General features: G+C 72.6%; 24 protein-coding genes and 1 pseudogene. 20 read left to right on the forward strand and 5 right to left on the reverse strand.

Features of this window, described 5'->3' with window-relative positions:
• Positions 1–20: 20 nt before the first annotated feature.
• The 4 genes from ybaK to ACFXKG_RS25730 all read right to left on the reverse strand — a co-directional run bounded on the left by ybaK (position 21) and on the right by ACFXKG_RS25730 (position 4,349).
• Positions 21–524, reverse strand: a complete 504-nt coding sequence (ybaK, locus tag ACFXKG_RS25715) for a Cys-tRNA(Pro) deacylase (RefSeq protein ID WP_384843598.1) — start codon at positions 522–524, stop codon at positions 21–23.
• Positions 525–606: 82 nt separating this feature from the next.
• Positions 607–1,347, reverse strand: a complete 741-nt coding sequence (locus ACFXKG_RS25720) for an LON peptidase substrate-binding domain-containing protein (protein ID WP_384843512.1) — start codon at positions 1,345–1,347, stop codon at positions 607–609.
• A gap of 5 nt (positions 1,348–1,352) precedes the next feature.
• Positions 1,353–2,381, reverse strand: a complete 1,029-nt coding sequence (locus ACFXKG_RS25725; RefSeq protein ID WP_384843515.1) for a hypothetical protein — start codon at positions 2,379–2,381, stop codon at positions 1,353–1,355.
• A 348-nt stretch (positions 2,382–2,729) separates the two neighbouring features.
• Positions 2,730–4,349 carry an oxidoreductase gene (locus ACFXKG_RS25730; protein WP_384843518.1) on the reverse strand — a complete coding sequence of 540 codons (1,620 nt, stop codon included), beginning with the start codon at positions 4,347–4,349 and terminating at the stop codon, positions 2,730–2,732.
• A gap of 293 nt (positions 4,350–4,642) precedes the next feature.
• On the opposite strand from ACFXKG_RS25730, the gene hisD reads away from it, so the two are divergent.
• From hisD to ACFXKG_RS25775, 9 genes are all read left to right on the forward strand, one after another.
• A complete protein-coding gene (gene hisD, locus ACFXKG_RS25735) occupies positions 4,643–5,974 on the forward strand; it encodes a histidinol dehydrogenase (protein ID WP_384843521.1) in 1,332 nt (443 codons plus the stop codon).
• Positions 5,971–7,128: a histidinol-phosphate transaminase gene (locus tag ACFXKG_RS25740; RefSeq protein WP_384843524.1), complete on the forward strand. Its 1,158-nt coding sequence runs from the start codon at positions 5,971–5,973 to the stop codon at positions 7,126–7,128. Before hisD ends, ACFXKG_RS25740 begins: the two co-directional genes overlap by 4 nt.
• Entirely contained in the window at positions 7,125–7,718 is a 594-nt protein-coding gene (gene hisB, locus ACFXKG_RS25745) for an imidazoleglycerol-phosphate dehydratase HisB (RefSeq protein WP_382897804.1), read from the forward strand. Before ACFXKG_RS25740 ends, hisB begins: the two co-directional genes overlap by 4 nt.
• Positions 7,715–7,882 (forward strand): hypothetical protein, encoded by a 168-nt coding sequence (locus ACFXKG_RS25750; RefSeq protein WP_382897807.1) that lies wholly within the window; start codon positions 7,715–7,717, stop codon positions 7,880–7,882. Before hisB ends, ACFXKG_RS25750 begins: the two co-directional genes overlap by 4 nt.
• Positions 7,879–8,520, forward strand: coding sequence for an imidazole glycerol phosphate synthase subunit HisH (hisH, locus tag ACFXKG_RS25755; protein WP_384843529.1), 642 nt, complete (start codon positions 7,879–7,881; stop codon positions 8,518–8,520). The genes ACFXKG_RS25750 and hisH overlap by 4 nt, the downstream gene beginning before the upstream one ends.
• Positions 8,521–9,288, forward strand: coding sequence for a bifunctional 1-(5-phosphoribosyl)-5-((5-phosphoribosylamino)methylideneamino)imidazole-4-carboxamide isomerase/phosphoribosylanthranilate isomerase PriA (gene priA / locus ACFXKG_RS25760; protein ID WP_365806553.1), 768 nt, complete (start codon positions 8,521–8,523; stop codon positions 9,286–9,288).
• Entirely contained in the window at positions 9,285–9,707 is a 423-nt protein-coding gene (locus ACFXKG_RS25765) for a RidA family protein (RefSeq protein ID WP_384843532.1), read from the forward strand. The genes priA and ACFXKG_RS25765 overlap by 4 nt, the downstream gene beginning before the upstream one ends.
• Complete coding sequence (gene hisF, locus ACFXKG_RS25770) at positions 9,704–10,459, forward strand: imidazole glycerol phosphate synthase subunit HisF (RefSeq protein WP_384843535.1); 756 nt, start codon at positions 9,704–9,706, stop codon at positions 10,457–10,459. Before ACFXKG_RS25765 ends, hisF begins: the two co-directional genes overlap by 4 nt.
• A gap of 417 nt (positions 10,460–10,876) precedes the next feature.
• The gene (locus ACFXKG_RS25775; protein ID WP_384843537.1) at positions 10,877–11,557 is read left to right on the forward strand and encodes a polysaccharide lyase family 7 protein; all 681 of its coding nucleotides are present in this window, start codon (positions 10,877–10,879) and stop codon (positions 11,555–11,557) included.
• Positions 11,558–11,714: 157 nt separating this feature from the next.
• Here ACFXKG_RS25775 and ACFXKG_RS25780 read toward each other — a convergent pair whose 3' ends face one another.
• Positions 11,715–12,350 (reverse strand): TIGR03085 family metal-binding protein, encoded by a 636-nt coding sequence (locus ACFXKG_RS25780; protein WP_384843540.1) that lies wholly within the window; start codon positions 12,348–12,350, stop codon positions 11,715–11,717.
• Between the two features lie 83 nt (positions 12,351–12,433).
• Between ACFXKG_RS25780 and hisI the strand changes: the two genes are divergently transcribed.
• The 11 genes and pseudogenes from hisI (at position 12,434) to lgt (ending at position 22,226) form a co-directional block, all read left to right on the forward strand.
• Positions 12,434–12,811: a phosphoribosyl-AMP cyclohydrolase gene (gene hisI / locus ACFXKG_RS25785; RefSeq protein WP_384843543.1), complete on the forward strand. Its 378-nt coding sequence runs from the start codon at positions 12,434–12,436 to the stop codon at positions 12,809–12,811.
• A 132-nt stretch (positions 12,812–12,943) separates the two neighbouring features.
• Complete coding sequence (locus tag ACFXKG_RS25790) at positions 12,944–14,452, forward strand: anthranilate synthase component I (RefSeq protein ID WP_384843546.1); 1,509 nt, start codon at positions 12,944–12,946, stop codon at positions 14,450–14,452.
• Positions 14,453–14,580: 128 nt separating this feature from the next.
• A complete protein-coding gene (locus tag ACFXKG_RS25795; RefSeq protein WP_384843549.1) occupies positions 14,581–15,264 on the forward strand; it encodes a TIGR02234 family membrane protein in 684 nt (227 codons plus the stop codon).
• 130 nt (positions 15,265–15,394) lie between these two features.
• A pseudogene (locus ACFXKG_RS25800) lies at positions 15,395–15,634 on the forward strand (HGxxPAAW family protein); the annotation flags it as partial.
• 271 nt (positions 15,635–15,905) lie between these two features.
• The gene (locus ACFXKG_RS25805; protein ID WP_384843552.1) at positions 15,906–16,418 is read left to right on the forward strand and encodes a DUF2752 domain-containing protein; all 513 of its coding nucleotides are present in this window, start codon (positions 15,906–15,908) and stop codon (positions 16,416–16,418) included.
• A 174-nt stretch (positions 16,419–16,592) separates the two neighbouring features.
• Complete coding sequence (gene trpC, locus ACFXKG_RS25810; RefSeq protein WP_365806538.1) at positions 16,593–17,402, forward strand: indole-3-glycerol phosphate synthase TrpC; 810 nt, start codon at positions 16,593–16,595, stop codon at positions 17,400–17,402.
• 7 nt (positions 17,403–17,409) lie between these two features.
• Entirely contained in the window at positions 17,410–17,619 is a 210-nt protein-coding gene (trpM, locus tag ACFXKG_RS25815) for a tryptophan biosynthesis modulator TrpM (protein ID WP_384843555.1), read from the forward strand.
• Between the two features lie 193 nt (positions 17,620–17,812).
• Complete coding sequence (trpB, locus tag ACFXKG_RS25820; RefSeq protein WP_384843558.1) at positions 17,813–19,123, forward strand: tryptophan synthase subunit beta; 1,311 nt, start codon at positions 17,813–17,815, stop codon at positions 19,121–19,123.
• Positions 19,120–19,932 (forward strand): tryptophan synthase subunit alpha, encoded by an 813-nt coding sequence (gene trpA, locus ACFXKG_RS25825; RefSeq protein WP_384843561.1) that lies wholly within the window; start codon positions 19,120–19,122, stop codon positions 19,930–19,932. The genes trpB and trpA overlap by 4 nt, the downstream gene beginning before the upstream one ends.
• Positions 19,933–20,031: 99 nt before the next feature.
• Positions 20,032–21,015 carry a DsbA family protein gene (locus ACFXKG_RS25830; RefSeq protein ID WP_384843564.1) on the forward strand — a complete coding sequence of 328 codons (984 nt, stop codon included), beginning with the start codon at positions 20,032–20,034 and terminating at the stop codon, positions 21,013–21,015.
• 197 nt (positions 21,016–21,212) lie between these two features.
• Positions 21,213–22,226, forward strand: coding sequence for a prolipoprotein diacylglyceryl transferase (gene lgt / locus ACFXKG_RS25835; protein WP_384843568.1), 1,014 nt, complete (start codon positions 21,213–21,215; stop codon positions 22,224–22,226).
• The last annotated feature ends 65 nt before the right edge of the window (positions 22,227–22,291 follow it).

Raw genomic sequence — 22,291 nt, forward strand, 5'->3', positions numbered from 1 at the left:
GCGGGTCCCGGGCGTGAACCTCAGCCGCGGCCGATCGGAGCCACGACCGCCGCGGTGAGCACCGCCAGGTCCCCCGGGGCCAGTTCGACCTCCAGGCCGCGCCGGCCCGCCGAGACGCACACGGTCGGATGCGCCCCGGCCGAGGCGTCCAGGACCGTACGGAGCCGCTTGCGCTGGCCCAGCGGGGAGATGCCGCCCCGTACGTACCCCGTCGTCCGCTCGGCCGCCGCCGGGTCGGCCAGGGCGGCGCGCTTGCCGCCGACGGCCGCCGCGAGGGCCTTGAGGTCCAGGGAACCGGCGACGGGGACGACGGCGACGGTGAGTTCGCCGTCCACGTCCGCGACGAGCGTTTTGAAGACCCGGTCGGGGGAGACACCCAGCGCCCGCGCGGCCTCCTCGCCGTAGGACGGGGAGGCGGGATCGTGCTCGTACGCGTGCAGGGTGTACGCGGTGCCCGCCGCCGTCAGCGCGACCGTGGCGGGGGTCCCGCCGGACTGCTGCTGTTTCCTGGACTTCTTCGCCATATTCCTCGCCATGTTCTTCGCCATGTGCGGATCCCCTGGGACGGGTGCGGCCTGCCGGCTCCGGCGCGGTGCGGCCGGCGGGTCAGTTGAGGTGGGTCGGCCCCTGCGTCAGCACCACGGCGGGCAGCGAGGGAAGATGCCGGATCACCGCGGTCTCCGACCGCAGCAGCTTCAGCTCCTCGCGCAGCCGGGCCCCGATGTCCGGCGCCTCCAGCAGCCGCTGCTTCGCCGGGACGTCGAGCACGGCCGCCGCGGCCACCAGGTACGACACCACCGACGGCTCGTCCGGCAGGTCCTCGATCCGGGAGAGCGAGCGCTCGCGCGCCCCGGCCAGCCGCTTCTGGTAGCTCTGGAAGGCCCGCAGGACCCCTTCGGCGAGCGGTGCCGCGCCGTCCCCTGGCTCCTCGGGCAGCTCTTCCAGCTCCGCCGTGAGATACGGGCCGTTCGCCTCGACGGAGAGCAGCCTGACCCGGGTGGTGCCGGTGGCGACCACCTCGAAGGTGCCGTCGGGGCGCTCCCGGATCGTCGCCGCGTCCGCGACACAGCCGACCCGGTGGAAGGCGTCGAGCGGATCGGGGCCGAAGCCGTCGGCGGGACCGCGCTCGGGCGGCGACGTCCCCTCCGGCATCCCCGGGGCGGTCACCGCCGCTTCGTGCCCGTCGCGGATGGCGACCACGGCGAACAGGCGCGGCTCGGAGTCGTCCGTCTTCAGCAGCTCACGCATGATCGCGCGATACCGCTCCTCGAAGACGTTCAGCGGCAGGACGAGGCCCGGGAACAGCACCGCGTTCAGCGGGAAGAGAGGGAGGCGTGCGGTGGTCACAACGGTCAAGCGTAATGGCCGTGGGACCCTCCGCGGTCGGCCCGGTTGCGCAAAGGCATGGTCGAGGCCACCTGGATCCGTACGCCGTCCCGTGTTTCGAGGAACAGGCCGAGCGGATCGTCGGTGAAACTCGTCCACGGGAAGGACGTCGCGTACGGCCCGATCAGCCGGAACTGCTCCAGCGCCGCCGCCCACCGCCCCCGCTCCACGAGTACGTACGCGAGGAGGTTGCGCACCTCGGCCGGCCAGGGGTCGCCCGCCTCGTACCGGGCGGAGACCGTGATCGCGAGATCGGCGGCGGTGTCGATCCGGTCCCCGTGGACGGCGCCCGGCGTGCCGCTCAGCAGCCGGCTGAAGGCCGCGCGCACCGGAAGCGCCCGTACCAGCGATCCGGGCAGCGCGTCCCGAGCCGCGTTCTCGGCGAAGTCGAAGCACTCCTGGTGCGAGCCGTACCAGTGGGCCGAGAGGTACTGGAGGGCGGCGACATGGCAGCCGTAGTGGTGCGGGCTGCGGCGGACGGCCTGCGCCCACAGCGCCTCGAACGCGGTGTGCGGGGCGTGGGTCCCCCGCGCGTGGTCCAGCGCCACGCGCCACGGCACCGGGTCGCGCGGATCGCCGTCCGCGGCGGCGTCGATCAGCGGCCCCGTCTCGCGCAGCAGCTCGGCGCGGGCCGGCGAGTCCCAGGCCCGGCGCACGGCCAGTTCGGCCCGTACGAGCAGGGCGTCCGGATCGTGCGGCGCGGCGTGCAGCCAGGCGGCGAGCCAGCCGTCCCGGCCGTGCGCGAACGCGGCCAGCCGCATGACGTAGCGGTCCCGGTCCTCCCACGCGGCGGTCTCCCGCGTCGCCGCGAGCACCTTCGCCGCCTGCTCGTACTCCCCGAGCGCGGCGGAGACCAGCGCGGGTCCGAGCCGGTCGTCGGGGGCGTCGAGCAGCACCTCGTGGTCCGGCGGCAGCCCGGCGGCGAGCTGCGGAGTGTGCCGGACCATACGCGCGGTGCTGATCAGGGCGCGAAGCAATGACATGGTGCGGACCATTGAAAACCGCAGGTGACGGGGGCGCCAGAGGGTTCCTGTGAAGCTTTGGTGGCGGGGGAAAGGTTGTCCTGGCGGAGGTCAAGGGAACGTAAAGAAACCGAGGTGGTGCCCGCCGGTTGTGGGGGAGACCCCCGGCTCCGGAGGCGCCGGTGACCCGGGTGGCCTCTGTGACGAGGGTGGCGTGGGTGGCGCCCGCGCTCCGGGTGGCGCCGACGACCCGGGTTGTCTCCGTGACCCACGTGGCCTCCGTGACGACGATGGCCTCCGCCACCCCGCTGGCCTCCGTGACGACGATGGCCTCCGCCACCCCGGTGGCCCCCGTGTCGCCGGAGGCCACTCGGCAGGCGCTCAGCCCCTTCGCAGGACCCGCGTGGCGCCCGTGGCCACCGTGGTCGCCAGGATCCAGCCCAGCACCACCAGCCCGGCCGCCGTCCACTGCCAGGTGCCCTGCGGGAGCCAGTACCCGTCCTGGCCCAGGTCGATCACCGGGATGAGCAGGTCCAGCGCGTAGAGCGCCGGATTCCACATCGGGTGCTCGTCCGCCCGCAGCGGCGGCGGCGGGTTGCGGGCGAAGGCGATCGTGCCCGCGCCCCACAGCAGCGCCATCCACAGCGCCGCCCGGCCGGGGCGGTAGCCGTACGCCACCGTCCAGTCCTGGAGGTAGCCCCACAGCTTCGCCGCCAGCGGCAGCGTCTCGCGGCGCCGCCGCTGCTTCGCCAGCAGCACCTCGCGCGCGTCCGCGTCCTCGCCGCTGTTCCGCAGCACCTGCGCGAGCCGCTCGTACGGCTCCGGGGAGTACTCCGGGGTCGCCGCCGACAGCCACTCCAGCCGCCGCAGCAGCGGGAAGTGGCCGAACGGCACGAGGTTCTCGTAGACGAAGCCGCCCATGGCGAGACCGCCGGGACCCGGCCAGCTCGTCGACATGTCGACGAGCGTGACGATCCGCGCGCCGTTCAGCACGACCCGGCCCTCCTCCACGCGCTCGCACTTGAACCGCAGCTCCGGTGTGCTGATCCGGCGCAGCGACAGCTCCTCCGTCGGGGCCAGGAAGAACCGCGCGCCGTCCACGTCCAGCGCGTCCCCGAACCTCCCGTCGTCGAGCCGGACCCCGCCGCGGCACTCGAAGCGCTGTAATCGCGTGCCCAGCAGCGGCGTGGCGGTCGGGCCGACGCCGTACGGGGGCGTCACCAGTGCGACGTCCGGCACGCCGGGGACATCGGTGGTGTCGGCGATCCACGCACTCGCCATGTACAGCGACCGCTCCACCGTGAGCTGCGGGGCGTTGAGCGCCCGCCGCTCCTCCGCGGCGCGCAGCCGGCTGCCGCGCAGGCTCAGCGACACGCCGATCTTCGCGCCGCGCAGACTGACCTCGCCGTACGTCTCGATCTGATCGGCGGTGAAGTCCTGCGCGACGGACAGCCCGTCGGCGGCGATCGCCCGGCCGAGCCGGTCGGGCCCCACGTCGATCTCGCTGATCAGCAGGTCCGTGCCGATCTGCGCGTCGGTCAGCCGGATCCCCCGCTCCACCCGGCAGCGCGGCAGGTGCAGATCGCCCTGGGTGCGCAGGCGCGCGGCCTCCAGCCGGGGGATCGCGCACTCCACCATCCGCAGCGTGGTGAAGTGCGACTCGGGCAGGATCACCTCGTTCTCGAACCGGCACCGGTCCAGCTCCAGGTACGGGGCGACCGTGCCGCCCGCGAGATTGAGCGTCCCGGTGATCTGGACGCCCCGCAGCTTGAGCGCGGCGACCCGGCCGGGCAGCGCCGCCGGCCCGTTGAGCAGGAGCAGGGCGATCACCCGGGCGCGCACACTGCGCTCCGTGCCCCAGGGGCGGGGTGAGAAGGGATCGTTCAGGAGTGGGTCCGGAGTGCTCAGGTCGTACGTGCTGCCGTTGCGGAACGACTGCCACATGCCGACTTCCGCCGCACTGAGCCAGTCCGGAGATTCGTTGTACTGCGGCTCGGTCACGGCCGCTCCTCCGCTTCCCCGTTGGTTACAGGGTGTGATTGCCGATCATGGATGTGTGGAGCGATGAACGCTGCTGTGCGGTGCTGTCCGATGGTGTGGATCGATGCAAAACGTGAGGTCTGGAGCGATGTACAGAGGGGTGTACAGACCAGTTGGGCGAAACGGTCCTTACCCTCGTTGTGCCCCGATCGGTGACGGACTGAACACTAGTAGTGAGGAGTGGTGTCCGAGACATGTATCAGCCAGTGATACGGACGTCCGGCGGCCTGATCCGGTCTGCGAGAATTGACCCCGTGATCTCACGAATCGATCTGCGCGGCGACACCCTCCCCGAGGGTGTGGCTCTGCGTGACCTGCTGCCCCGAGCCGAGTTCGACGTGGCGGCCGCCCTGGAGAAGGTGCGGCCCCTCTGCGAGGACGTCCGCCATCGGGGCACGGCGGCGCTGATCGAGTCCGCGGCGAAGTTCGACGGGGTCGAGCTGGAGCGCGTACGGGTGCCCGCCGCCGCCCTCGCCGATGCCCTGGCGGCGCTCGACCCCGCCGTACGGGCCGCGCTGGAGGAGTCGATCCGGCGCGCCCGCCTGGTCCACCGCGCGCAGCGCCGCACCGCGCACACCACCCAGGTCGTGCCCGGCGGCACCGTCACCGAGAAGTGGGTCCCGGTGGAGCGCGTGGGCCTCTACGCGCCCGGCGGCCGGTCCGTCTACCCCTCCTCCGTGATCATGAACGTGGTGCCGGCGCAGGAGGCGGGCGTCCCGTCCATCGCGCTGGCCTCCCCCGCGCAGAAGGAGTTCGGCGGCCTGCCCCACCCGACGATCCTGGCCGCCTGCGCGCTGCTCGGCATCGACGAGGTGTACGCGGCGGGCGGCGCCTCCGCCGTCGCGATGTTCGCGTACGGCACGACGGGCCCCGACGGCTGCCCGCCGGCGAACATGGTCACCGGACCCGGCAACATCTGGGTCGCCGCCGCCAAGCGCTACTTCACCGGCCGGATCGGCATCGACGCCGAGGCCGGTCCCACCGAGATCGCCATCCTCGCGGACGACACCGCCGACCCGGTGCACGTCGCCGCCGACCTGATCAGCCAGGCCGAGCACGACCCGCTCGCCGCCGCCGTCCTCGTCACCGCCTCCGCCGAGCTGGCCGACGCCGTGGAGAAGGAGCTGGAGCCGCAGGTCGCGGCGACCAAGCACGTCGAGGACCGGGTACGGCCCGCGCTCACCGGACGCCAGTCGGCCGTCGTGCTCGTCGACTCCGTCGAGGACGGCCTGCGCGTCGTGGACGCGTACGGCGCCGAACACCTGGAGATCCAGACCGCCGACGCCGCCGCCCTGGCCGGGCGCGTGCGCAACGCGGGCGCGATCTTCGTGGGCCCGTACGCGCCCGTCTCCCTCGGCGACTACTGCGCGGGCTCCAACCACGTCCTGCCGACCGGCGGCTGCGCCTGCCACTCCTCGGGCCTGTCCGTCCAGTCCTTCCTGCGCGGCATCCACATCGTCGACTACAGCGAGGACGCCCTCGCCGAGGTCGCCCACCATGTGGTGACGCTCGCGGAGGCGGAGGATCTGCCCGCGCACGGCGCGGCGCTCAAGGCAAGGTTCGGATGGAAGGTACCCGGCAAGTGAGCACCACCCAGACACCCGAGCCGCCGCCCCGGCCGCTCGGGATCGACGACCTGCCCGTACGGGACGAGCTGCGCGGCAAGTCCCCCTACGGCGCGCCCCAGCTCGACGTCCCCGTACAGCTCAACACCAACGAGAACCCGTACCCGCTCCCCGAGCCGCTGGTCGAGCGGATCGCCGAGCGGGTCCGCGAGGCGGCCCGCGGCCTCAACCGCTACCCCGACCGGGACGCCGTCGAACTGCGCACGCGGCTCGCCGACTACCTCACCCGCACCGGCCTTGCGGGCACCGCGGTGCCCCCGCTGACCGCCGCGCAGGTCTGGGCCGCCAACGGCTCCAACGAGGTCATCCAGCAGCTCCTGCAGACCTTCGGCGGACCCGGCCGTACCGCCATCGGCTTCGAGCCCTCGTACTCCATGCACGGACTCATCGCGCGGGGCACCGGCACCGGCTGGATCTCCGGGCCGCGCAACGAGGACTTCACCATCGACGTCGCCGCGGCGCGCGAGGCGATCACCGCGCACCGGCCCGACGTCGTCTTCGTCACCTCGCCCAACAACCCCACGGGCACCGCGGTCGGCGCCGACGCCGTCCTCGCGCTGTACGAGGCCGCCCAGGCGGTCCGCCCGACGCTGGTCGTCGTCGACGAGGCGTACGTCGAGTTCAGCCACCGCCCCTCCCTGCTGCCCCTGATCGAGGGCCGCCCGCTCCTCGTCGTCTCCCGCACGATGTCCAAGGCGTTCGGCGCGGCCGGACTGCGCCTCGGCTACCTCGCCGCGCACCCCGCCGTGGTCGACGCCGTCCAGCTGGTGCGCCTGCCGTACCACCTCTCCGCCGTCACCCAGGCCACCGCGCTCGCCGCGCTGGAGCACACCGATACGCTGCTCGGGTACGTCGAGACGCTCAAGTCCGAGCGGGACCGGCTGGTCGGGGAGTTGCGGGCCATCGGGTTCGACGTCACCGAATCGGACGCGAACTTCGTCCAGTTCGGCCGCTTCGAGGACTCCCACACGGCGTGGCGGCAGATCCTCGACCGGGGGGTCCTCATCCGTGACAACGGCGTACCGGGCTGGCTGCGGGTGACCGCGGGCACTCCGTCCGAGAACGACGCGTTCCTCGACGCGGTACGTGATCTCAAGAAGGAGCAGAGCGCATGAGCCGCATCGGCCGCGTGGAACGCACGACGAAGGAGACCTCCGTCGTCGTCGAGATAGATCTCGACGGCAGCGGAAAGGTCGATGTGTCGACCGGGGTCGGCTTCTACGACCACATGCTCGACCAGCTCGGCCGGCACGGCCTGTTCGACCTCACGGTGAAGACCGAGGGCGACCTCCACATCGACTCGCACCACACCATCGAGGACACCGCCCTCGCGCTCGGCGCCGCCTTCAAGCAGGCCCTCGGCGACAAGGTCGGCATCTACCGCTTCGGCAACTGCACGGTGCCGCTGGACGAGTCGCTCGCCCAGGTCACCGTCGACCTCTCGGGCCGCCCGTACCTCGTGCACACCGAGCCCGAGACGATGGCGCCGATGATCGGCGCGTACGACACGACGATGACCCGGCACATCCTGGAGTCCTTCGTCGCCCAGGCCCAGATCGCCCTGCATGTCCACGTCCCGTACGGGCGCAACGCGCACCACATCGTGGAGTGCCAGTTCAAGGCGCTCGCCCGCGCCCTGCGGTACGCCTCCGAGCGCGACCCGCGCGCCGCCGGAATCCTTCCTTCGACCAAGGGCGCGCTGTGACCGGTCTGTCGACCATCCTGATCGTCGTGGGGCTCTTCCTCGCCGGCGGTGTGTACTCCTTCCACAAGCAGAAGCTGCCCATGGGCGTGATCGTGCTGCTGGGACTCTGCTCCGTGCTCTGCCTGGTGGCGGGCGTCCTGCGGATCCAAGGACTCTGGGGATGACCGACAACAAGAGCGTGGTGGTCTTCGACTACGGGTTCGGCAACGTCCGCTCGGCCGAGCGCGCCCTCGCCCGCGCCGGGGCCGACGTGGAGATCACCCGCGACTTCGACCGGGCGATGAACGCCGACGGGCTGCTCGTCCCCGGCGTCGGCGCCTTCTCCGCCTGCATGAAGGGGCTCACCGCCGCGCGCGGCGACTGGATCATCGGCCGCAGGCTGGCCGGCGGCCGTCCCGTCATGGGGATCTGCGTCGGCATGCAGATCCTCTTCGACCGCGGCATCGAGCACGGCGTGGAGAGCGAGGGGCTCGGCGAGTGGCCGGGCACCGTCGGGCCGCTCCGGGCGCCCGTCGTCCCGCACATGGGATGGAACACCGTCGAGGCGCCGGACGACAGCCGGCTGTTCGCCGGGCTCGACCCCGACGCCCGGTTCTACTTCGTGCACTCGTACGCCGCGCGGGAGTGGAGCCTGGAAGTGACCAACGCCAAGATCCGCGCCCCCCGCGTCACCTGGGCCACCCACGGCGAGCCGTTCGTGGCGGCCGTGGAGAACGGCGCCCTATGGGCCACCCAGTTCCACCCCGAGAAGTCCGGCGACGCCGGCGCCGAGTTGCTGACCAACTGGATCGGAACCCTCTGAATGTCTTCTGTACCGAACGCGCCGAAGTCCGATGTGCCGCGGCTCCCGAAGCTGGAACTCCTCCCCGCCGTCGACGTCCGCGACGGCCAGGCCGTACGGCTCGTCCACGGCGAGTCCGGTTCGGAGACCTCGTACGGTTCCCCGCTCGAAGCCGCCCTCACCTGGCAGCGCGCCGGCGCCGAGTGGCTGCACCTCGTCGACCTCGACGCGGCCTTCGGCACCGGTGACAACCGGAAGCTGATCGCCGAGGTCGCCGACGCCATGGACATCAAGGTCGAACTGTCCGGCGGCATCCGCGACGACGCCTCGCTCGCCGCGGCCCTCGCCACCGGCTGCACCCGCGTCAACCTCGGCACCGCCGCGCTGGAGACCCCGGAGTGGGTCGCCCGGATCATCGCCGAGCACGGCGACAAGATCGCGGTCGGTCTCGACGTCCGCGGTACGACCCTGCGCGGCCGCGGCTGGACCCGTGACGGCGGCGACCTCTACGAGACGCTGGCCCGGCTGGACTCCGAGGGGTGCGCGCGGTACGTCGTCACCGACATCGCCAAGGACGGCACCCTCCAGGGCCCCAACCTGGAGCTGCTGAAGAACGTCTGCGCCGCGACCGACAAGCCCGTCGTCGCCTCCGGCGGCGTCTCCTCCCTCGACGACCTGCGCGCCATCGCCACGCTGGTGCCCGAGGGCGTCGAGGGGGCGATCGTCGGCAAGGCCCTGTACGCCGAGGCGTTCACCCTGGAAGAGGCGCTCGCGGCGGTGTCCGGATGAGCGGCGACCCCGCGGCCGTACGGAGGATCTCCTCCGGCGGCCCCTGGGAGGAGACCTTCGGCTACTCCCGCGCGGTGGAGCTGCCGAACGGGCTCGTCCTGGTCTCCGGCTGCACGTCGGTGGTCGACGGCCGGATCGCGGAGGGCGGCCCGTACGAGCAGACCGTCACCGCGTTCGGCGTGGCACTCGGGGCGCTGAAGGAACTGGGGCTCGGCGCCGAGCACGTCGTACGGACCCGGATGTACCTCACCCACGTACGGGACGCGGACGAGGTCGGCCGCGCCCACAAGGAACTCTTCGACGCGGCGCGCCCCGCCGCCTCCATGCTCGTGGTGGCGGGACTGATCGACCCGAGCCTGGTGGTGGAGGTCGAGGTCGAGGCGTACCGCGGACCCGGCGAGCGCGGAGGTGCCGCATGACCCTGGCCGTACGGGTGATCCCCTGCCTCGACGTCGACCAGGGCCGGGTCGTCAAGGGCGTCAACTTCCAGAACCTGCGCGACGCGGGCGACCCGGTCGAAATGGCCCGGCTGTACGACGCCGAGGGCGCCGACGAGCTGACCTTCCTCGACATCACCGCCTCGTCGGGCGACCGCGAGACGACCTACGACGTGGTGCGCCGCACGGCGGAGCAGGTCTTCATCCCGCTCACGGTCGGCGGCGGCGTACGGACCGCCGAGGACGTCGACAAGCTGCTGCGGGCGGGCGCGGACAAGGTCGGCGTCAACACGGCGGCCATCGCGCGCCCCGAGCTGATCCGGGAGATCGCCGAGCGTTTCGGACGCCAGGTCCTCGTGCTGTCGGTCGACGCGCGCCGCACCCCGTCGGGATCCTTCGAGGTCACGACCCACGGCGGCCGCAGGGGCACGGGCCTGGACGCCGTCGAGTGGGCCCACGAGGCGGCGGAGCTGGGCGCGGGCGAGATCCTGCTCAACTCGATGGACGCCGACGGCACCAAGGACGGCTACGACACCGAGATGATCGCGGCCGTACGCGCGCACGTCACCGTCCCGGTCATCGCCTCGGGCGGCGCGGGGGAACTCGCCCACTTCGCCCCGGCGGTCGAGGCGGGCGCCGACGCCGTACTGGCGGCGTCGGTCTTCCACTTCGGCGATCTGCGCATCGGCGAGGTCAAGGACGCACTGCGGCGGGCGGGCCGACCGGTGCGGTGACACCGCGACACCCGCGCCCGGCCCGTCCGGGTACGCGCCGAGGGCCCCGCCGCAGCAGCTACGGCGGGGCCCTCAGCGCATGCCGCGCCTTCATCATCGTCCTCCAGAATCTGACAGGCTGCCGAAATTGCCCGCAGGTCGCCTCGACGCATCCCCTCGATACATCGGGTGTGTCGGCGAACCTAGGTGCGTTACGTGCACCTGTCAATGATGGTGAAGGTGGCGGATTCGGGCCATAAATCGGCGATCATCGGTCGGATATGGCCGTCGCAGCCGGATGGAGCAACCCTTCTGCAGCTCTTGACTCCTCCGATGTATTGGTGTTGCCTGCCCCTCGCGTTCCTCGTACGACATCACGGGCGGCTCCCCACGGGACCCGTCCCGACCGACCCACTCCCTCACCGGAAAGGGCACCTGATGAACCGGAGAAACGTCTTACGGGCCGGGGCCGGCCTGCTGGCCGGCGGCGCCGCGCTCGCCCTGCCGCCGGCCCTGCCCGCCGGCGCTGTCACGGCGGCCGACCCCACCGACGGATGGACGCCGACGGCGTTCACGTACAGCTGGCAGAAGCCCTGGAACCTCGATCTCGCCGACCGGCACAGCTACAGCGGCGGCGTCCACCGGATGTGGGTGTACGCCACCGACGAGCCGTTCCAGGAGGGCAGCACCACCGACCCGCGCACCGAGATGCGCTGGAAGGGCGACTACTCCACGGGCGACCACATGTGGGACGCCGACGTCTATCTCCCGTCCGGCACCGACGGGGCCTCGTTCGTGCAGATCCTCCGGGGCGTCCACCCCGCGGGCACCCCCGCCACGGACATCATGCTCAACGTCTTCAATGCCAACGGCGGCACCGTACGGCGCTACGACGGCACGGTGCTCAGGACGGGCGCGTACAACACCTGGTTCAACGTGAAGATCGCCCACGCCGCGAGTTCGGGCACCGGCACCATCAAGGTCTACTTCGACGACTCGCTCGTCCTGACCGTCGCCGACCGGGGACCCGCCACCCGCTACTTCAAGAACGGCGTCTACCACCACGGATCCGGCCGCGCCGAGGCCCGCTTCCGCAACATCTCCTACTGGACACGGTGATCCCCCGGACACGGTGACCGGGCGCGCAACGGGCGCCGCCGGTCCGCGCCTCTCCGGGGAACTCACCGGACCGGTCCGGTCCGGCGGCCCCTCCCGCTCCGTGACGCCCGGCTCCTCAAGCGAGGCTTCTCACCCGAGGCTTCTTACGCGAGGCTTCTTACGCGAGCCCCAGCTTCGCGCCCCGCACCCGGTCGATCGCCTCCTTCTCGCCCTCCAGCTCCACCCGGGCCGCCTCCTGCCGCCCCGACAGGAACAGCAGCAGCTCGCCCGGCTCGCCCGTCGCCGTCACCACCGGGGTGCCCCGGTGCGCCACCGCCGTCTGGCCGTCCGGGCGGCGCAGCACCAGACCCACCGGGGACTTGCGGCCCATCAGCCGGCCGCCCTTCTCCAGCCTCGACCACAGGGTGTCGGCGAAGACGCGGTCCACCTCCCGCGGTGTCCAGTCGGGCTGCGCCCGCCGGACGTCCTCCGTGTGGATGTAGAACTCCACCGTGTTCGCCACCTCGTCGAGCTGCTTGATGCCGTACGGCGACATCTTCGGCGGCCCCGTCCTGATGAGCTGGATCAGCTCCTCGTACGGCTTCGCGACATACTCGGCCTGCACCCGCTCAAGACGGTCGTTGAGCGCCGTCAGCATCATCCCGGCCGCGGCGTCCGGGCGGCGTTCGCGCACCACCACGTGGGCCGCGAGATCCCGGGTCAGCCAGCCGTCGCAGAGCGTCGGGGCATCGGGGCCCGCCGCCTCCAACAGGTCGGCGAGCAGAAGTCGTTCACGCTTTGCATGGGTCGACATGTGTCCAGCGTACGGCGGCCGGAACGCGTCCGCCCAGTGGACGCCCCACCCGGGGAACCAGGCGGGCGCGGCACAATGGCCCTATGACCAGCACGACCGGGGACCCGTCCCCCACCGGAGGGCTCGACCCCGCCATCGCCGACCGTCTCAAGCGCAGCGCCGACGGGTTGGTCCCGGCGATCGCCCAGCAGTACGACACCGGCGAGGTGCTGATGCTCGGCTGGATGGACGACGAGGCCCTGCACCGCACCCTGACCACCGGCCGCTGCACCTACTGGTCCCGCAGCCGCCGGGAGTACTGGGTGAAGGGGGACACCTCCGGCCACGTCCAGCACGTGAAGTCCGTCGCCCTGGACTGCGACGCGGACACCGTCCTCGTCCAGGTCGACCAGGTCGGCGCCGCCTGCCACACCGGCGCGCGCACCTGCTTCGACGCGGACGTCCTGCCCCTGGGCGAGTGAGTCCGCGGCCTTCCGCGACACGCCTCGGGCGGCAGCGCCGTCCGCCCGGCGGCCGGACCCGCTCACCGCACCCCCCGTGCGCCCGTCGCGCACCCTACGCCCCCGTACCCACACCGAGTAGGGTCAGCCGCCATGGACCTTGAGACCTTCCGCAAGCTGGCGGTGGACCGCCGCGTCATCCCCGTCAGTCGGCGCCTCCTCGCGGACGGCGACACCCCGGTCGGCCTGTACCGCAAGCTCACCGGCGAACGCGCCGGCACCTTCCTGCTGGAGTCCGCCGAGAACGGCCGCTCCTGGTCCCGCTACTCGTTCATCGGGGTACGGTCGGCCGGCACCCTCACCGAGCGCGACGGGCGGACGCACTGGCTGGGTACGCCGCCGGTCGGCGTCCCCGTCGACGGTGACCCGCTGGCCGCCCTGCGCGCCACCGTCGAGACCCTCCACACCCCCCGCGACCTCGCCTCCGGCATGCCGCCCTTCACCGGCGGCATGGTCGGCTACCTCGGGTACGACATCGTCCGCCGGCTGGAGAAGATCGGCGACCACGCCCGCGACGACCTGCGCATCCCCGAGCTGACCATGCTGCTCACCTCGGACCTCGCCGTCCTCGACCACTGGGACGGCTCCGTCCTGCTGATCGCCAACGCGATCAACCACAACGATCTCGACACCGGCGTGGACGAGGCGTACGCGGACGCCGTCGCCCGGCTCGACGCGATGGCCGCCGATCTCGACCGGCCGGTCCACTCGCCCCCCGTCGAACTGCCCGCCTCCGAACTGCCCGCGTACTCGGCGCTGTGGGGCGGCCCCGCCTACCAGGACGCCGTCGAGGACATCAAGGAGCGGATCAGGGCGGGCGAGGCCTTCCAGGTCGTCCCCTCCCAGCGGTTCGAGACGCCCGTCACCGCGAGCGCGCTCGACGTGTACCGGGTGCTGCGGGCCACCAACCCGAGCCCGTACATGTACCTCTTCCGCTTCCCCGCCACCGAGGAGGGCGGGACCGGCTTCGACGTCGTCGGCTCCAGCCCGGAGGCGCTCGTCAAGGTGGAGGACGGCCACGCGATGGTCCACCCCATCGCCGGCACCCGGCCGCGCGGTGCCACCCCGCAGGAGGACCAGGCGCTCGCCGACGAACTCCTCGCCGACCCCAAGGAGCGCGCCGAGCACCTGATGCTCGTCGACCTCGGCCGCAACGACCTCGGCCGGGTCTGCGAGCCGGGCAGCGTCGAGGTCGTCGACTTCATGTCGGTCGAGCGGTACTCCCACGTCATGCACATCGTCTCCACCGTGACGGGCCGGGTCGCCAAGAGCCGTACCGCCTTCGACGTGCTGACCGCCTGCTTCCCGGCGGGCACCCTCTCCGGCGCGCCCAAGCCGCGTGCCATGCAGATCATCGACGAGCTGGAGCCCACCCGGCGGGGGCTGTACGGCGGGTGCGTCGGCTATCTCGACTTCGCCGGGGACTCGGACACGGCCATCGCCATCCGTACGGCGCTGCTGCGCGACGGTACGGCCTTCGTCCAGGCGGGCGCGGGCGTCGTCGCGGACTCCGACCCCGTCTCGGAGGACACCGAGTGCCGCAACAAGGCGGCGGCGGTGCTCCGGGCCGTCCACACCGCGAACCGGCTGAGCGGCGCGTGAGCGAGCCGTGCGTGAGAGTGGCGTATGAGTGAGCGGCGCGTGAGCGAGCGGCTTGTGGCGGGGTGAGACGCCCGGGGAGCGCTGCGGCGGGCCCCCGGGCTCCGGGGGGTTTGCGGCGGTAGGGGATAGTGGGGTACGTGAGTGCCGTACCCGTACCCCAGCCCCGTACCTCCGCAGGCTCCGCGGCCGCCGACTCCCGCGGCAGCCGCCGCAGTCTCGGCGCGGCCCTGCTCCTCGGCGCGCTCGGCGCCGCCGTGGTGCTGATCGCCTCCGGCCAGACCTGGGCCGAGGGCGCGGCGGCCGTCGGCGGCGGTTCGCTGCCGCTCGACGCCGACGGCCGTGACATCACCGGCGTGCCCGCCGCCCTCGCGATCGTCGGCCTCGCCGCGCTCGTCGCCGTCTTCGCCGTCCGGGGGGCCGGGCGGCGGCTGGTCGCCGCGCTGCTCGCCCTGAGCGGCACGGGGGCGGCGGTCGCCGCGTTCCTCGGAGCCTCCGACCGCGGGGCGCTGGACGAGAAGGCCGCGCAGACCACCGGCGACACCGCCGCCACGGTCTCCGGGCTGAGCCACACCGCCTGGCCCTACGTGACCACGGCGGGCGGCGCGCTGATCCTCCTCGCGGGCGTGCTCGCCGTCGTGTACGGCCGCCGCTGGCCCGCGATGTCCGGCCGGTACGAGCGGCCCGGCCAGGCCGCCACGGCCGGGCCGGGCGGCGGCCGCGGCGCGCGCAAGGCGCCGGTGGTGGACCCCGACCGGCCCGAGGACCTCTGGAAGGCCCTGGACCGCGGCGAGGATCCCACGCGCGAGAGCTGACTCACACCGGGCGACCCCCCGAAGCCGTCCGGCCCGCGCATGCGGGAGAATATGCGCTGAGCGTCCGGCTCACCCAGCGCATCCGACCCACCCCCAGCGCATCCGGCGCAACAGCAACGAGGAGCAACTCATGGCGGGCAGCAGCCACGGACACACCCCGGCGGCCTGGACCGGCGTCACCATCGCCTTCATCGGCTTCTGCATCTCGGGAGTCGGCATGGTGGCGGTCAACTTCCTCGCGTTCTACGGCGGCCTCGCCGTCGTCCTGCTCGGCTGGGTCGTCGGCATGGCGATGCGGGCGGCGGGCATGGGCATGCCGAAGGAGTCGCCGGAGCTGGCCGCTGCCCGTAACGCGGCGGCGAACAAGCAGGTCAACCTGCGCTCCGAGGACGTCCGGGCGCAGATCCTCGGCCAGGCCGACGCCCACCAGCACGAGCGGCACGAGGCCGCCGCGCCGCTCGCGGGACAGGCGCAGGCCCAGACCGTCTGATCCCCGTATCTCCGTATCCCCGGTATCCCCCGGTATTCCTGTATCGCGCTGTATCGCGGGGACACGGCGGTTCCCCGGTGGTCCGCCGCACACGGCGCAGTCCGGCGAGGCCGGGCTGCGTCTTTCCGTGGGGAGAGGGGACAATCACCGCGTGGACCACGCGCCGAACGCCCCGCACCCGCCCACCGCGCCGCCGCCGGCCGGCCCACGGCAGCCGCCGCCCGCGCCGTACGGGGCGCCCGCGCCGTACGAGGTGCCGCAGTCGGCGTCCCGGGTCAGGCGGCTGCTGCCGCCGCTCGCCGCCCTCGCGGGGGTCGCCGCCGCGTTCACATACGTCGGCCTGGTCGACCCGAATGAATCCGGCCACTACCCGCCCTGCCCGCTCTACAGCCTCACCGGTCTCTACTGCCCCGGCTGCGGCGGCCTGCGCGGCGCCCACGCCCTGGCCCAGGGCGACCCGCTGACCGCGTTCGGCGACAACGCGCTGGCCCTCGTGGGCTACGTGATCTTCGCGGTCGTGTGGGTGATCTGGGTGGTAAGAGCCGGAAAAGGGCTCCCCCTGCGCATCACCCAGCGCCCCCTGTGGTGGTGGACGCTCGGTGCCGTCCTCATGGCCTTCAGCGTCATCAGAAACATGCCTTTCGGCTCCTGGCTCGCGCCATGATGGGCCCCGGGAGCGGCACGCTCGGCCGACCGGATGCGGGCCCTTCGGCCACTTCCGGCTAGCATCGGGAGGGTCGGACCCCACGACATGGCCGAACAGCGCCCGATGGCAGCTCCGGCCGCCGTCGGTACGATCCGAACTGAACCGCACCCGTCCCGGAAGGGGGCCGCTCGCGTGAGTGTGCTCGACGAGATCATCGACGGCGTACGCGCCGACCTCGCAGAGCGGCAGGCGCGTGTCGGCCTCGACGAGCTCAAGGAGCGCGCGGCCAAGGCGCCCCAGGCGAAGGACGGCCTCGCCGCGCTGAGCGGTGAGGGTGTCCAGGTCATCTGCGAGGTCAAGCGCTCCAGCCCCTCCAAGGGCGCGCTCGCCGCGATCGCCGACCCCGCCGGCCTCGCCGCCGACTACGAGGCGGGCGGCGCCGCCGTCATCTCCGTGCTGACCGAGCAGCGCCGCTTCGGCGGTTCGCTGGCCGACCTGGAGGCGGTCCGCGCCCGGGTCGACATCCCGGTCCTGCGCAAGGACTTCATCGTCACCTCGTACCAGCTCTGGGAAGCGCGCGCGCACGGCGCCGACCTGGCGCTGCTGATCGTCGCCGCGCTCGAACAGCCGGCGCTCGTCTCGCTGATCGAGCGGGCCGTGTCCATCGGGCTCACCCCGATCGTGGAGGTCCACGACGAGGAGGAGACCGAGCGCGCCGTGGACGCCGGGGCGAAGGTCATCGGCGTCAACGCACGCGACCTGAAGACCCTCAAGGTCGACCGCTCCACGTTCGAGCGGGTCGCCCCGGAGATCCCGGCCGGCATCCTGAAGATCGCCGAGTCGGGGGTGCGCGGGCCGCACGACCTGATCGCGTACGCCAACGCCGGGGCCGACGCCGTACTCGTCGGCGAGTCCCTGGTCACCGGCCGTGACCCGAAGTCCGCGGTCGCGGACCTGGTCGCCGCGGGCGCGCACCCCGCGCTGCGGCACGGGAGGGACTGACCCCGCCATGCCCGCCGCCGTCCGCTCCGCGGTCCCGACGCCGGACGCCCACGCGCCGCTCGCGCGCGGGTGCCGTCCGCGGGGCTGCCGCGCGCCGGCCCGGCGGGTGCACGGACGGCGCGTGCGGTACGTGATCGGTGACGAGCCCGGCCAGGTCAACGGAATGCGATGGCGTCGCACCACCGCGCCCCCGACCCCCGCACCCGCCGACCGGTAGGTGCGGGTCGCCCGTGACCGGCAGGTCCGGGTCATCCGTCGACCGGAAGGTCCGGGTGGGTCTCGGCGCGGTCCGCGCCGGAGCAGGTGATCGCACGCGCCCCACGCGTCCAGGCGGACGCTCCTTCCCGCGGCGATGACGCCTGCCCGGCGCACCACGGTGCCCTCCGTCCGCTGTTCCGAGGAGTTCCCGCGTGTCCGATTCATCGTTCTTCATTCCCGACCCCGAGGGTCAGGTCCCCAGCGCCGAGGGGTACTTCGGTGCCTTCGGCGGCAAGTTCATCCCCGAGGCGCTCGTCGCCGCCGTCGACGAGGTCGCCGTCGAGTACGAGAAGGCGAAGGCCGACCCCGCCTTCGTCGCCGAGCTGGGCGACCTCCTGGCCAACTACACCGGCCGGCCCAGCGCGCTGACCGACGTCCCCCGGTTCGCCGAGCACGCAGGCGGCGCGCGGATCTTCCTCAAGCGCGAGGACCTGAACCACACCGGTTCACACAAGATCAACAACGTGCTCGGCCAGGCCCTGCTGACCCGGCGGATGGGCAAGACCCGGGTCATCGCCGAGACCGGCGCCGGACAGCACGGGGTCGCCACCGCGACCGCGTGCGCGCTGTTCGGCCTCGAATGCACCATCTACATGGGCGAGATCGACACGCAGCGCCAAGCCCTGAACGTGGCCAGGATGCGGATGCTGGGCGCCGAGGTCATCCCGGTGAAGTCCGGCAGCCGGACGCTGAAGGACGCCATCAACGAGGCGTTCCGCGACTGGGTCGCCAATGTCGACCGTACGCACTACCTGTTCGGCACGGTCGCGGGCCCGCACCCCTTCCCCGCGATGGTCCGCGACTTCCACCGCGTCATCGGTGTCGAGGCCCGCCGCCAGATCCTGGAGCGCGCCGGACGGCTGCCCGACGCCGCCGTGGCGTGCGTGGGCGGCGGTTCGAACGCGATCGGCCTCTTCCACGCGTTCATCCCCGACGCGGGCGTCCGCCTGGTGGGGTGCGAGCCCGCCGGGCACGGTGTCGAGACCGGCGAGCACGCCGCCACCCTGACGGCGGGCGAGCCCGGCGTCCTGCACGGTTCGCGCTCGTACGTCCTCCAGGACGAGGAGGGCCAGATCACCGAGCCGTACTCGATCTCCGCCGGGCTCGACTACCCGGGCATCGGACCGGAGCACGCGTACCTCAAGGACAGCGGGCGCGGCGAGTACCGGGCTGTGACCGACGACGACGCGATGCGGGCGCTGCTGCTGCTCTCGCGCACCGAGGGCATCATCCCGGCGATCGAGAGCGCGCACGCGCTGGCCGGGGCGCTGGAGCTGGGGCGTGAGCTGGGGAAGGACGGCCTGATCGTCGTCAACCTCTCCGGGCGCGGCGACAAGGACATGGACACCGCCGCCACGTACTTCGGGCTGTACGACCAGGACAGCGGCAACGGCACCGGCACGAGCAATGGCACCGGTAACGGCAACGGCACCGGTAACGGCAACGGGGAGGACGCCAAGTGAGCGGGAACATCGGGCTGCTGAGCGACACCCTCGCGGGCGCCAGGGCCGAGAACCGGGCCGCGCTGATCGCCTACCTCCCGGCGGGCTTCCCCACCGTGGACGGCGGCATCGCCGCCGTGAAGGCGGTCTTCGACGGCGGCGCCGACATCGTCGAGGTCGGGCTGCCCCACAGCGACCCCGTGCTCGACGGCCCCGTCATCCAGACCGCCGACGACATCGCGCTGCGCGGCGGCGTGAAGATCGCCGACGTGATGCGCACGGTCCGTGAGGCGTACGAGGCGACCGGCAAGCCGGTGCTGGTGATGACGTACTGGAACCCGATCGACCGGTACGGCGTCGAGCGGTTCACCGCCGAGCTGGCCGAGGCGGGCGGCGCCGGGTGCATCCTGCCCGACCTGCCCGTCCAGGAGTCCGCCGTATGGCGCGAACACGCCGGCAAGCACGGTCTGGCGACCGTCTTCGTGGTGGCGCCCAGCAGCAAGGACGCGCGGCTGGCCACGATCACCGCGGCCGGCAGCGGCTTCGTCTACGCGGCCTCGCTGATGGGCGTCACCGGGACGCGGACCTCCGTGGGCCTGGAGGCCCGGAACCTGGTGGAGCGGACCCGCGCCACCACCGACCTGCCGGTCTGCGTGGGACTCGGGGTGTCCAACGCCGAGCACGCCGCGGAGGTCGCCGGGTTCGCGGACGGGGTGATCGTCGGCTCCGCGTTCGTCAAGCGGATGCTGGACGCCCCCGACCCGGCGGCGGGGCTGGTCGCGGTGCGCGAACTCGCCGCTGAGCTGGCCGAGGGCGTCCGCAAGCGCTGACCCCGGACACCCGGGAACATCGGGCGGCAGGGTCACCCGTACGGGTGGAAGTGGGACCGGGGAGGTGCGGAGGCACCTCCCCGGTTCGTTGCTGTGGGCGTGAGCGAGAAGAACCGTGAGGCAAAGAGGAGCGCGAGAGAGCGGCTCCAGCAGGAACGCGTGGCGGACCGGGCGCGGGAGAAGCGCAGGCGCACGCTGATCATGGCGGCGACCGTGGCCGGCGTGCTCGGCATGGTCGGTGTCGTCGGTGTGATCGCGGCGAACGTGAAGAAGGACAGGGAGATGGAAGCGGCGGGCGCGGCGAGCGCGCCGTCCGGCGTGAACGGCAAGGACGACCTGGCGATCCCCGTGGGGGCGACGGATGCGCCGTCCACCCTCACGGTGTACGAGGACTTCCGCTGTCCGGCCTGCGCCCAGTTCGAGAACGGCTTCCGGCGGGTGGTCCACGAGCTGGAGCGGTCGGGCGGGCTGAAGGTCGAGTACCACCTCGCGACGATCATCGACGGCAACATGGGCGGCACGGGCTCGCTGCGCGCGGCCAACGCCGCCGCGTGCGCGCAGGACGCCGGCAAGTTCGCCCCGTACCACGACGTTCTCTACGCGAACCAGCCGCTGGAGACGGACGACGCCTTCGCGAGCAACGACAAGCTGCTGGAGCTGGCGGGCAAGGTGCCCGGTCTGGAGTCGGCGCCCGGCTTCCGGGAGTGCGTGGAGAAGGGCGGGCACGACCAGTGGGTGGAAAAGGCCGCCGAGGCGTTCCGCACGGGCGGTTTCTCCGGGACACCGGCCGTGCTGCTCAACGGTGAGGCGGTCTTCCCGAAGAAGGGGAGCGAGGACATCACCCCGGAGAATCTGAAGAAGTGGGTCAAGGAGGCCAACAAGGGCAAGAAGCCGGGCACGGCCACGCCCACGGCGCCGTCCTCGATCCCGGCGGGCGCCCCGGAGCGGGACCGGCTGGGCCCCGACGAGGCACCGGCTTCGGAGTCCGCATCGGACGCCTCGGACTCTCCGGGCGCCCCGGAGCCGGCGGCGCACTCGGCGACGGTGCCCGAGGCCCGGCCCGGGGAGCAGCCCGCCGCCTGAGACCGGGGACGGCGCCCGGTGAGCGGCCGGGTGGGACACGGCCGGGCCCCGGCACATCAGGGCCGGGCACATCGGGGGGCGGGTCCCCGGGCCGGCGCCGACCGCGCCCCGAGGGAAAAAAAGTCGGCCGGGAGGGACATCCGGATGCCGGGCGGGTTGCCGCAGCTCCCGCCCGGCACTGTACCGTCGGTTCTGCCATGGACCTTGCCTACATTCCCAGCCCGTCGACCGGAGTGCTCCATCTCGGACCACTACCGCTGCGCGGCTATGCGTTCTGCATCATCATCGGTGTCTTCGTCGGCGTCTGGTACGGCGGCAAGCGCTGGGTCGCCCGGGGCGGAAAGGTCGGCACGGTGGCCGACATCGCCGTCTGGGCGGTGCCCTTCGGACTCGTCGGCGGCCGTCTCTACCACGTGATCACCGACTACCAGCTCTACTTCAGCGAGGGAGAGAACTGGGTCGACGCCTTCAAGATCTGGGAGGGCGGCCTCGGGATCTGGGGCGCGATCGCGCTGGGCGCGGTCGGTGCCTGGATCGGCTGCCGCCGCCGGGGGATCCCCCTCCCGGCGTACGCGGACGCCATCGCCCCCGGGATCGTCCTCGCGCAGGCCATCGGCCGCTGGGGCAACTGGTTCAACCAGGAGCTCTACGGGAAGCCGACGGATCTGCCGTGGGCACTGAAGATCAGCGCGGGCCCGAACCGGGAAGCCGGTCTCTACCACCCGACCTTCCTCTACGAGTCGCTGTGGTGTGTCGCCGTCGCGCTCTTCGTCGTCTGGGCCGACCGCCGCTTCAAGCTCGGTCACGGCAGGGTCTTCGCCCTGTACGTCGCGGCGTACTGCGTGGGGCGCGCCTGGATCGAGTACATGCGCGTCGACGAGGCGCACCACATCCTGGGCCTCCGGCTGAACGTCTGGACGGCGGCGTTCGTCTTCCTGCTCGCGGTTCTCTACATCGTCATCTCGTCGCGGCTCCGGCCCGGGCGCGAGGAGATCGTGGAGCCCGACCTGGAGGCGAAGGCGGACGGCGACGTGGAGGGGAAGACGGACGCGAAGGCGGACGTGAAGGCGGCCACCGGGTCCGACGCGAAGGCGGAGACCAAGACCGACGCGAAGGCGGCGGGCACGTCCGGTGGGAAGTCCGGCGAGGGCGCCACGACGGACACCGCCACGGACTCCCCGGCCGGGGCCGGGAAGACCGGCAAGGGCTGAGCAAGGGCCACGAGGCACGAGGCAACGAGGTACGGCGACGGCCCGGCCCCCACCAGGGGCCGGGC

The organism is Streptomyces sp. NPDC059255 (assembly GCF_042752355.1).
Taxonomy (GTDB): Bacteria; Actinomycetota; Actinomycetes; order Streptomycetales; family Streptomycetaceae; genus Streptomyces.